This window comes from Jeotgalibacillus sp. 10bf12 (assembly GCF_055597105.1).
The window spans coordinates 260,818-272,557 of the sequence record NZ_CP200276.1; the positions used below are offsets into that span (position 1 = coordinate 260,818).

The following is an 11,740-nucleotide window of genomic DNA, read 5'->3' on the forward strand; positions in this document are numbered from 1 at the left end:
TCTTTAACATATAAATCGTTTTGTAAAGTAATAGGAAAGAACTTTACGCACCTCAACAATATTAACGTATTTTCAACAAAAATGAAACTATTCTAATATCTTTTTTTATGAAATGATTTGCATAAAATCAGCAATGAAAATTTTCGTAAGGATAATAATGTCACGTTGCTGATATTAGAATAGCTTTATTAAAATCACGTATTTTAATTATATGTTATTTTACAGCCCGTTCTATGCGCCATAAGGCTGTCACTGACTTGCGGAATTTTCTGTAAAATCAAGATTGCGCAGATTTTTTCATTAAATTTAATGCTGAAAAAACAATTCATTCCGGCTAATAAAAACAAAAGCTCTTTTAAAGCATTCATTATTTTAGCAGAGTAACGCTTTAAAGCTAAAACTAAATGCATAAATTATTTTAATATAATTATAGTATTTTCCAATATCATGAACATAGTTTGATATTTTATATAAATAATACTGAAACTATTTTTACATGCTTGTAATATTTTAAAATTTGCGATATATTATTTTTTGAATATTGCGCTTTGTGCGTACATTTCAGAATGACTATTTAAATTTGGGGGGTAATTTTTTTGACAAGTAAAAAAACGCTTTGGGCATTTTTACTGACGCTTGTACTTGCTATGTTCCTTGCAGCATGTGCCGGTGGAAGCGATGACGCTGATTCAGGCGACGGCGGTTCTACTGACGACGGCGAAGAGACTACAGATGACGGCGCCGGTTCAGGCGGCGACTTAATGCTGAATGTACTATCTGATGCATCATCACTTGATCCACACGGTTCAAACGATGTTCCTTCATCAAACATTCAGGCTAACCTTTATGAAACACTTGTATTCCAAAATGCAGACAATGAAATTGAGCCACTACTGGCTGAATCTTGGGAATCTGTAGATGAACTTACTTGGGAGTTCAAGCTTCGTGAAGACGTAACATTCCACGACGGTTCAGCTTTCAACGCTGATGTTGTAAAAGCGAACCTTGATCGCGTACTTGATCCTGAAGTAGCATCTCCACGTGGTTTCCTTTATGAAATGATCACTGAAGTTAATGTAATTGATGAGTATAATGTACAAATCGTTACTGAATTTCCATTCGCTCCACTACTTGCTCACCTTTCTCACAGCGGTGGCGGTATGATCTCTATGGATTCTATTGAAGCTGATTATGCAGCAATGGAAGAAGGCTCTGAGCCAGGTTCTGTTATTGCACAAGAGCCGGTTGGTACTGGATTCTTCCAATTTGAAAGCTGGACACCTGGTGAAGAAGTCGTTCTTTCTAACTATACAGATCATTGGGATGGCGGCGCACAGGTTGATACTGTAACATTCCGTGTTGTTCCTGAATCAGGTACTCGTGTAGCTGAGCTTGAAACAGGTAATGCTCACATTATCGATCCACTTCAGCCAAACGAAGTTTCACGTGTTGACAGCCTTCCTGATGCATCTGCACAGATTCAAGGTTCAACTTCACTTTCTTACCTAGGATTTAACACTGAAAAAGAGCCTTTCAACAACGAACAGGTTCGTCAGGCAATCTCAATGGCAGTAGATAAAGCTTCAATCATTGAAGGTATCTATGATGGCTACGGCGTTCCTGCTGTAGGTCCAATTCCTCCAGGCGTATTCGGTTACGATGACAGCATCGAGCCACTTGAGTACAACATGGACGAAGCTAAAGCACTTCTTGAAGAAGCAGGATTTGCTGATGGATTCTCTACTTCAATCTGGACAAACGATAACCCACAGCGTATGGATACTGCTGTACTTGTTCAGGAAGCACTTGCTGAACTGAATATCGATGTTGAAATTAATGTAATGGAATTTGGTTCATTCCTTGATGAAACTGCTGCGGGTAACCACGACATGTTCATCCTTGGATGGTCAACTCCAACAGCTGACGCTGACTATGCAACATATGCACTATTCCACTCTTCTCAGGCTGGAGCACCGGGTAACCGTTCATTCCTAATGGATGACGAAGTTGACCAGCTTCTTGACCAGGGTCGTCAGGAAACAGACCAGGACGCTCGTGCTGAGATCTACTCACAGCTTCAGGAACGTCTTGTAGAAGTGGCACCAATGGTTTACATTCACCACCAGGAATACCTGACTGGTGTAAGCGATAATGTATCTGGATTCTCTACACTTCCAAATGGTCTTTATCAGCTTAAAGATGTAACAATCTCTGAGTAATCAGATGTGATGAAACCCCCGTCCGGCGAGATCTGGACGGGGGTTCTTTATTTTGCTGAGGTTCTTGAATCCGGGGGAGGCTCCTCCGTGTGACTGGATTCATTCATTTGCGTAGTTATTCCTTCAATTTGTATTTTACTCCTTCAATCTTGTGTGCGATTCCTTCAATTCTGTACTTATTTCCTTCATTGAGATTCAAACCATCCTATTTCCTTCATTTCTATCGTTAATTCCTTCAGCACTGTGAATATTCCCTTCACCCATACACACAATTCCCTCGCGCTCCTATTGGTCATGGCCTACTTCCCGGAACATACAGCCAAATCAAAAAGCCTGCCTCCATCAAATTGGAGACAGGCTCTTATTCCTGGTCATCTTGTAATTTTTACTTAATAATCTCTAATTCCTTACCAACTTTTTCATACACTTTGATTGCTTCATCAAGCATTTCCTTCGTATGAGCTGCTGTTGGCATGTTTCTCACACGTCCCGTACCGCGTGGAACTGTTGGAAAGACAATTGATTTCGCATATACGCCCTCTTCAAACAAACGTTTGCTGAACTGTTGTGTCAGCTTTTCTTCACCGACAATACAAGGTGTAATCGGCGTTTCACTTTCACCGATATCAAATCCAAGCTTCTTCAGACCATCCTTCAGGTAACGGCCGTTCTCCCACAGCTTGTCGTGAAGCTCTGTGCTGTCGATCAGAATTTGCAGCGCTTCTGTAATCGCTACAGTATCTCCAGGTGTTAAAGCTGTTGAGAATAGGAATGGACGTGAGCGTACTTTTAGCAGATCAATTAAATCCTGCGTACCTGCCACATATCCACCTACAACACCAATTGCTTTAGATAACGTACCCATCTGGAAGTCGACTTCTTTTTCAAGTCCGAAGTGCTTCACAGTTCCTGCGCCTTTACCCATCACACCTGAACCGTGTGCATCATCTACATAAGTAATCAAATCAAACTCTTTTGCGATTTCAACGATTTCAGGAAGTTTTGCAACGTCTCCATCCATTGAGAACACGCCATCTGTAATGATCATCACTTTGTTATACTGTCCAGACTCTGTTGCTTCCTTTGCTTTTGCTCGAAGATCTTCCATATCCGAGTGTTTCACACGAATGATCTTCGCTTTAGAAAGACGGCAGCCATCGATAATGGATGCGTGATTCAACTCATCTGAAAGAATCGCATCGTTTTTATCCATCACAGCTGAGATCGCAGCCATATTACAATTAAAACCCGACTGGTATGCGATAGCAGCTTCTGTTCCCTTGAATTCAGCAAGCTTTTCCTCAAGTTTTACGTGAACATCAAGCGTACCATTAATCGTGCGGACAGCCCCTGCACCTACACCGTAATGATCAATTGCCTTTTTTGCTGCTTCTTTTAAATGCTCATTTGTAGCAAGTCCAAGATAGTTATTTGAAGATAAATTAATCAGTTCCTGTCCACGGATCTTAATTTTCGCACCATTAGGACCCTCTACCGGATCAATTTCATTATATAGACCCTTTTCCTTTAAATCATTCAGGTTATCCTGTAAAAACTGATGAAGTACTTTAGACATCGTATTTCCTCCTCGTTTACATTTGTCCTTCTGAAAAAGACATAATTTGTTGTTTTAAAAGTATTTAACACACTTTTTATTTTAACATGTTTATGTATTGCGGACAAAGTAATGCGTATACAGTTTATTTATTACCCTGATGATTGTTTTTATACTCATTGAAAAGAGATTGAAACGGGTTTGTCTCAATCTCTTTTGGTGCTTACATTTTTCAGGTTTCACAGAGGGACTTTGTTGCTGCTTATCTGTTATTCTTATTTCCCTTCGTCAATAGCTCATAAGTAAAGTCGATTGGGCTTGTGATGCCTTCTGGTGCTGCAAATGTTGTGATCATTTTTACGTTATTGTTTTTGAAGAGCTGGTTCAGTTTCAGTGCATCTTCATCATTTACGTTAAATGGATCTACATGCCATACTTTTGGATGTGCGTTTCCTTTTCCACGTTCCTGAATAAACGTGACTGTGTACTCAAGGAATTCTTCATTCATTTCAGCAAGTGAAGTAAATGGTTCAATTGAAGAGCCATCAGATTCAAAGCCTGCTGCTTCTACCTGAATGTTATCAAGATACCATCCTTCATTGCTGTAAGCCCAGTCTTCCATGTAACGGAATGATACAAGTACTTCCTGACCTGCGTAAGCACTCAGGTCAAATGATTCACTTGTCCACTCGTCTACTTTCCCTGTGAATCCTGGTACATTTTCGATAATTGTCGGGTATCCGCCGTCAGCTACATCTGTACGTGTGTTTTCGTTTTCAAGTGATGTCCATGTTTCGCCGTTATCAGTTGATACCTGAACAACGCCATAATCCCAAGTTTCCTCAATATCATACAGGTGATCAAATGTCAGTGTTGCTGAGTCGGTACCGGTCAGATCAGCTGAGAAGATCAGCTCACTGTCGTCTTCAACGCCATTTTGACTGTAAAGCACCTGATTATCAGGATTTAATGGATCTTCAACTGACGTCCACTTCTGAAGGAATTCGATTCCATTAAACTTGAAATCTTTTACCTTATTTGAAAAGTCAATTGACTTGAAGTCTCCACCCCATGCAGGTACGCCTTCTTTTTCAACTTCAAGTGCATTTTCATAGCTGACAGTTGTGCCACGCTTTGTCCCTTCATTATCGACTGGAAGGTCACGCAGGTTGATGCTGTCGAATTCATACAGTCCCTGGTTACCTTTTCCGTCATCAAGTGCAAGTGCTGTCATAAAGTTCTGATAGACATCTTTAAATGTCATGTCGATTCCGTTAGAAGCAAATACTTCATTTACTGAAGCAATTCCCTGAGACTGTGATGTTGCAAGTTCACGGATCAGTTCCTGGCCGAATTGATCATATAGATAAAGTGTAAAAAGGTATACCTGACCGTAGTCAGCAATTGTCTCAGGTCCTGTAGATGCGTTGCGGTGATCATCCCAGTTCACAAGTGAGTTCTCAGGGTGATCAAGGAAGAAATTAATCGAACCTTCTCCGTGACCGTAGCCGCCAAGGTATTCAGAGAACGTTGACATTCCTTCGTTCAGCCATGTTTCTTCCGCCGCATCGTTATCTGCGTGGATTAAATGCTGAAGCTCATGAATGGTTGTAGCGTAAAATGTAGATTCGAGACGCTCTTCCCAGTTGTTGGTATCGATTGTGATGATGTTGCGGTCCATATAATTCTCAAGCGTCTGCCAGAAAAATCCTGCTACAAAGAATGGATAAGTTGAATCATAATATGCATCGTCTTTTACGTTATCGATCATCATCATGACCTTATCGCTGCCTCCATAGTAGTCTTCAGGAAGACCTACTATACCTGGAAGCGTAGCATTTGATCCATCCAGCTGGTCAGGTGTTCCGAAGAAATCAGTCGCAACCGGATACATATTTGAATCGAACTCATCCTTCAGCTGGTCAACCTGCGCCTGCGTCACAACATCTGTCCCGCGCGGATCTCCTTCAGGATAGCTCAGGTCATTTGCCACCCAGATCTCAACATTCTCCCCTACGCTGCGCAGTGTGAATTCTTTAAACTTTAAGTCACGATCTAAAAACTGCTTTGTACCGCCATTAAACGTAAAGTTCTCATCTGATTGTGCAGAATCATCTGCAGTCTCCTGATCAGCCTGAAGATTCCCGGCCTGCTCTTTAATTTTCTTTTCCGCCTGCTTCAGAAAATCTTCATCTTCACTCAGACTCTGAAGATATGTATCTATATCCTGACGATCTCCGTAGCGTTCTGTATCCCAATTCGGTGTATCTGCAGGTGCAGCTGATGCTGTCCCTGGTACCATTGCCGCAGGCGCTAACAGAGACAGTGCAAGTGCACTTGAAGATAGTACTTTTAATACCGGTTTCTTCTTCATATTATTTCCCCTTTCGAACTATATTCTGTCATGCTTTTACAGCTTAACATGCAAAATTTTCAGAAAAAAGTGAAATTTCACATGGTTATATATTCCTAAAAACGGGTATAAATAGTAGTTACCATTTATTTCGACACCCAAATTAACTTTAGTCCTAGTACAAATGGATTAAACTGTTATCTGAAAAGTATGATATAATAAATGAGAACTTGAGAGGAGGAACGAGGATGATGAGTCATTTTTATTTAAAAGAAAAAGATCAGTCACTGACAGCCCTGACACCAACCCGTCTGGCTATTCACGTTCCATGTACAATTCTTGAAGCACAGGATGAGTACCGCCACTTATATCACTTATATTTTAAAGACCAGCAATTCCTTGCCGCTAAAAAGGTGAGCCGCTCCAGAAGGCGCAGCTACACTGAAAAAGCGTTCACGCAGGGAATTGTTTTTTTATGCCCCCATCCGCTTGCTGACCAGCTCATAGCAACTGAGTCAACGGTTACCAATCAGTCATTTACTGCTTTACTCAAAAAAATAGAACATGATCCTCTGCAAACAGTAGAAATCTTCAGCTGCTTTGACGGGCTAATTATAGAAGAAAAGTTGTTTAAAGTGCTGAGGGATCACTACTATACGTATAAACGAGATGGAAAGTTTAAAAAGGCGGCAATTGTCTTCGACCGGATCAGATCGATCTATCCGGATCATGAATGGATTCAGTCAATCCGGTCTGAAAAAATTGATCCGGCGACTGATCAGCGCACGCTGTGGAAAGCACGCAACCTGAAAGAAGGCTTTTCAATTCAGCATCAGCTTGCTGCAGCCGAGGAAGAATACAGATCTTCCCCCGCTCCAGGAACATTTAAAACATTACTAGAATTTACAAACATTCATTATTCACCTTTTCAACAGCAAATGCTGTATGACAGGCTGCTCGCAGATGGATATGATGAACCGGCGAGGAATGCGTATAAGGAATTAATCAGAAATAATCAGCCCGGTGAAGCGATCCTATTACTGGCGGAGTACCCTTTTACACTAAGGGCTTCAGATGTGCGGGATCTGAGAACGCTGTTGCATGACCAGGACAACCTGAGATCCCTTTCGTTCGAGACAATCTGCAGTAAGCTTGCACCGCATCTTGCTGACTACCCTGAAGAAATGAATGAAATGATCCTGACTGCACTAAAATATATACCGGATCATAATCTGGACACGCTGCTGACGCATTTGACTCCACTTGCAAACCTGCCAGTTTACGCACTGCTCAAACAGCTGTCTGACATTGCAGAGGATCCTGAACAGCAGGCTGCTGCGGGTGAATTGTATGAACAAATCGGCTTTTACCGGGAAGCAATTGATTGCTACACATACGAAATGGAGCTGCACCCGGATTCACGGGAACCCGTTGAGCGTCTGTCACGGACTTACCTTGCTGCCGGGCAGGCGGAGGAAGCAAAGGCTTATCAGGATCTGCTGAAATCAATGGTTTCATAGAAAAAGGACATTCCGCGATGGAATGTCCTTTTTGGCATAGCGGGGACGGACTGTGCCGCTTTTTCATCTTCCCGTAATCTTCTCCACAGCCTGCAGCTTCTGATTGATCCATTCACGATCCATCGCAGGCATCTGGTCAAGTTCGGCTTTTTCAACGACGTATCCTGCAATATCTCTTAGTGAATTGAGGTGCTGCTTTGGTGCGCCTTCACCAGCAAATGCAATGGCTTCAAGCATAGCGGTTAAGACTGATACGTCTTCCTTCCCATAATGACGCAGTTGAAAAAATGTTTTGTACAGGATATCTCTGTATGAGGGCAGGTTAAATTTCACTAGGCCTTCACCATCTTTTCCGGTGATCAGAACCGGTCTGATGGGAAACTGTGCCATATTTCCAAGCAGCCTGCCGATATGTCTGATACTGTCATTGGCTGTATTCGGGTCGTTAATACCCGGTGAAATAGCACGCAGCGCGACTTCCACCATCTTTTGAAGAGCAAAAACTGGATCCTGTCTTACATCTCTTTCATTTCCGATCATAAAGCTTTGCGTCAGTGGCAAATCTCGTACTTCAGGCAGTCTTTCCGGTCGTACATATACTGTCAGGAGTGGTGTCGCTTTATGAACATATTCACCAATGGGGACATTCACTTCAATTTGCACACCATGCTCACTTGCATTTTTACCAAGCTGATCGAGGTCAATATATTGTAAATATCCATAGTTCTGTGCCTGGACATGATAAAAAGTTTGTCCAACTGTCCAGTTTTCACCGGGGTGTTCAAGTGAGACATGCTCATTTTGCATCAGCTTGAAATAATATTCCGTTACATCATCTGTATCACCTGCGAGGCGTTCGACAAGACGGCTTGCCTGGATATCATTGGCCACATGGTGAATAAAAATAGCGAAGAACACTAGACACAGAATCGCAATGAAGACACCCACTACACCTGCAATGACCGGACCCTCTGAGAAACTGTCTCTCATAAACAGCATTGAAAGCGTTGAATAAATAAATCCACCCATAAAGATACCAAGCACTCTAAGCGTAAATGGATCTGTTATGAAATTCTTTATCGTCTTGGGTGAATAAAGTGATGCATAAGTCGTCAGTACAACCATAATTGTTGAGAAAGTAAAGGTTGTCATTGTTAATAAAGCTGTGATAAGTGCTGTTAGAATTGCCTGAGCAAGCTCAACTTCTGTATAAAAAATCATTGGCAGACCGGAGATTTCCGGCCCAAAGTTGATATCGACATATCCAACAACAGCTGCAACCACTACTGCAAGTAAACTGTAACCGCCAGGCTTGAGCCAGACTTTATCTTTCAGGTTGATCCACCACGTTTTCATCCCGCTCCACCTCTTTTCTTTTTATCTGTTTCCTTACGCCCTTTAAAGTATGGCTACCTATCAATATTTTACCTCAGTCCTGTTTTTACAGGTAGTTTTGTTTTCATAGGCACAATGAACGAGTAAGAAAAATTTTATATAAAAACGCTTGCAAGTTCTTTATCTTGTATATACAATGTTCTACATGAACAATAGTGCAAACGGTTGCATCAAATTGTACATAACAATATTATTTATCATAACTATACATAAAACCTTGGAGGGCTTGATATGAAAAAGATTTTCGGTTCCTTTGATTTCTGGCAAAAGTTCGGTAAAGCACTGCTTGTTGTGGTTGCAGTTATGCCGGCTGCAGGGATCATGATTTCACTTGGTAAGCTGCTTGCGATGATGACTGGCGACATCGTGTTAATGCAAACGATTGCACGTGTCATGGAAGACATCGGCTGGGCGATTATTACGAATCTGCACATTCTGTTTGCGGTCGCAATTGGTGGCTCGTGGGCGAAAGATCGGGCAGGCGGCGCTTTCGCTGCATTAATCGCATTCCTTTTAATTAATAGAATTACAGGCGCAGTATTCGGTGTAAATGCTGATATGCTCGCTGATCCTTCTGCAACGGTTACTTCTCTTTTAGGAGCAGAGCTTGTTGTTGCTGATTACTTTATTTCAGTCCTTGGTGCACCTGCACTGAATATGGGTGTATTCGTCGGAATTATTTCCGGTTTCCTCGGGGCAGCACTGTATAACAAATATTATAACTTCAGTAAACTGCCACAAGCGCTTGCCTTCTTCAACGGTAAACGCTTTGTACCTTTTGTTGTCATTGCAGGCTCTGTCGTGGTTGCGCTAATCATGTCTCTAGTATGGCCTTTTATCCAGGGACTGCTGAATGATTTCGGTCAGTGGATCGCAGGTTCAAGAAACTCAGCGCCAATCATTGCACCATTTATTTTCGGTACGCTTGAGCGTCTGTTACTGCCATTCGGCCTTCACCACATGCTGACTGTTCCGATCAACTATACTGAGCTCGGTGGTACATATGTGATTCAAACCGGTGCAAGTGCCGGCAGCATGGTATCAGGACAGGATCCACTGTGGCTTGCGTGGGTAACGGATCTTTACAATATGCTTCAGCAGGGTAACACTGCAGGCTACAATCAGCTGACTGAAGAAGTTGTACCTGCCCGCTTTAAAGTTGGACAGTTCATTGCATCATCTGCAGCGCTGATTGGACTTGCGCTTGCGATGTATTTAAATGTCGATAAGGAAAAACGTACAAAGTATAAATCAATGTTCCTTTCAGCAGGACTTGCTGTATTTTTAACAGGTGTAACTGAGCCAATTGAATTCATGTTCATGTTCGCAGCACCACTTCTTTATATCGTATATGCAGTGCTGACTGGTGTTTCATTTGCACTTGTTGATTTAATTGACCTGCGTATTCACGCATTCGGATTTATTGAATTCCTGACAAGGACGCCATTGATTGTAAATGCCGGACTTACAAGAGATCTGATCAATCTGGTATTAGTATCTGTCATGATGTTCGCTGTGAATTTCGGCGCAGCTTACTTCCTGATCAAACGCTTTAACTTCCCTACTCCGGGACGTGCAGGAAACTATATTGAAGAAACAACTGAAGAGAAGATTTCATCTAAAACAACTGAGGGCAACAAAGATTCACAGGCTGTTGCGATTATCGGTCTTTTAGGCGGAGAAGGTAACATTGAAGACGTGGATGCATGTATGACGCGACTTCGTGTAACGGTAAAAGATGTCGGCCTTGTAGCAGACGAGAGAATGTGGAAGCAAAACGGGGCACTGGGACTTGTCCTTCGCGACCGCGGTGTACAGGCAATCTACGGTCCTAAAGCTGACGTTCTCAAATCTGATATTCAGGACGAGTTAGGAGCTTAACCAATGAAACTGCTCACACTGAACTGCCACTCCTGGCAGGAAGATCAGCAGCTTGAAAAACTTGATATTTTAGCTAAAACGATTACTGAACGTAATTACGACGTGATCGCCCTGCAGGAGATCAGTCAGCTGACTGATGCGCCTGCAGAAGGTGATTATAAAAAAGGACATTTCGGACTCGAGCTGATGAAGCGTCTATCAGCATTTGGCAGGAAAGGTGATCAGATGCACTGGTCCTTCTGTCATTACGGGTATGATATTTATGAAGAAGGCGTCGCACTCATCTCACGCCTGCCTGTCATAGAAACTGATTCATTCTTCATTACAGCATCAGAGGACCCTGATCATTGGAAAACACGTGCAGTACCCCGGATCACAGTGAAAGTCGGCGGTCAGCTGATTGACTTCTATTCATGCCACCTCGGCTGGTGGAGTGATGACGAAGAGCCTTATATTGAACAGGTTGACCACTTAATCAAAAAGCAGCACCCAGACAGACTTTCATTTTATATGGGAGACTTCAACAACCATGCGGATTTAAAAGAAGAAGGCTATGACCTCCTTCTCTCAAAAGGTCTGCAGGACACCTACACACTTGCTGACACAAAAGACAGCGGCACAACCGTATTCGGTGAAATCGCCGGCTGGGAAGGAAACGCACAGCCGCTCAGAATCGATTACATTTTTGCTTCGGAGCCTGTAAAAGTAAAGTCTTCTAAAGTGATTTTTAATGGGGAGCATCACCCAGTTGTATCTGATCATTTTGGTGTTGAGGTGGAAATAGAGATTTAATAGATGAAATTGGATCTGTAATAAA

At 42.3% G+C, this 11,740-nt stretch carries 7 protein-coding genes; 4 read left to right on the forward strand and 3 right to left on the reverse strand.

Annotation, left to right across the window (positions count from 1 at the left end; translation table 11 throughout):
* Positions 1–596 precede the first annotated feature (596 nt).
* Positions 597–2,219, forward strand: a complete 1,623-nt coding sequence (locus DH10bf12_RS01215; RefSeq protein ID WP_471736807.1) for a glutathione ABC transporter substrate-binding protein — start codon at positions 597–599, stop codon at positions 2,217–2,219.
* Positions 2,220–2,604: 385 nt separating this feature from the next.
* Here DH10bf12_RS01215 and DH10bf12_RS01220 read toward each other — a convergent pair whose 3' ends face one another.
* Positions 2,605–3,795: a glycine C-acetyltransferase gene (locus DH10bf12_RS01220; RefSeq protein ID WP_471736808.1), complete on the reverse strand. Its 1,191-nt coding sequence runs from the start codon at positions 3,793–3,795 to the stop codon at positions 2,605–2,607.
* A 241-nt stretch (positions 3,796–4,036) separates the two neighbouring features.
* A complete protein-coding gene (locus DH10bf12_RS01225) occupies positions 4,037–6,148 on the reverse strand; it encodes a choice-of-anchor J domain-containing protein (protein ID WP_471736809.1) in 2,112 nt (703 codons plus the stop codon).
* Between the two features lie 227 nt (positions 6,149–6,375).
* Here DH10bf12_RS01225 and DH10bf12_RS01230 point away from each other — a divergent pair, with 227 nt between their 5' ends.
* Positions 6,376–7,647 carry a tetratricopeptide repeat protein gene (locus DH10bf12_RS01230; RefSeq protein ID WP_471736810.1) on the forward strand — a complete coding sequence of 424 codons (1,272 nt, stop codon included), beginning with the start codon at positions 6,376–6,378 and terminating at the stop codon, positions 7,645–7,647.
* A gap of 63 nt (positions 7,648–7,710) precedes the next feature.
* Here DH10bf12_RS01230 and DH10bf12_RS01235 read toward each other — a convergent pair whose 3' ends face one another.
* Complete coding sequence (locus DH10bf12_RS01235; RefSeq protein WP_471736811.1) at positions 7,711–9,003, reverse strand: DUF2254 domain-containing protein; 1,293 nt, start codon at positions 9,001–9,003, stop codon at positions 7,711–7,713.
* Between the two features lie 270 nt (positions 9,004–9,273).
* Here DH10bf12_RS01235 and DH10bf12_RS01240 point away from each other — a divergent pair, with 270 nt between their 5' ends.
* Positions 9,274–10,923, forward strand: coding sequence for a PTS transporter subunit IIBC (locus DH10bf12_RS01240; RefSeq protein WP_471736812.1), 1,650 nt, complete (start codon positions 9,274–9,276; stop codon positions 10,921–10,923).
* Positions 10,924–10,926: 3 nt separating this feature from the next.
* Positions 10,927–11,715, forward strand: a complete 789-nt coding sequence (locus DH10bf12_RS01245) for an endonuclease/exonuclease/phosphatase family protein (RefSeq protein WP_471736813.1) — start codon at positions 10,927–10,929, stop codon at positions 11,713–11,715.
* Positions 11,716–11,740: the final 25 nt, after the last annotated feature.